Source organism: Arthrobacter sp. Soil_C_60 (assembly GCF_057656375.1).
On the sequence record NZ_JBDGKM010000045.1, the window covers coordinates 1 to 230 of the forward strand.

The window sequence follows — 230 nt, forward strand, 5'->3', positions numbered from 1 at the left end:
CCGAACACGGCCACCGGGCCCAGCGGAATGTGGCGCTGGCGGATGTCCAGGCGGGCCGCCGGTTTGCGGTCCGGCTGTGCCGGATCGATGCGGACCTGCAGGTGGTCGCCCTGGCGGACGACGGCGGCGAACATCCGCAGTTGGCCGATGGTGCGGCCGCGTTCGCCTTCCAGCCGGCCGGCGGGCAGGCCGGTTTCGACCGTGCCGCGTTCGGTCAGCTCGGCGCCGAT

1 pseudogene is annotated in these 230 nt (G+C 73.9%); it reads right to left on the minus strand.

Annotated features, from left to right (window positions below):
* A pseudogene (locus tag AC3A4M_RS22885) lies at positions 1-230 on the minus strand (aldehyde dehydrogenase (NADP(+))); the annotation flags it as partial.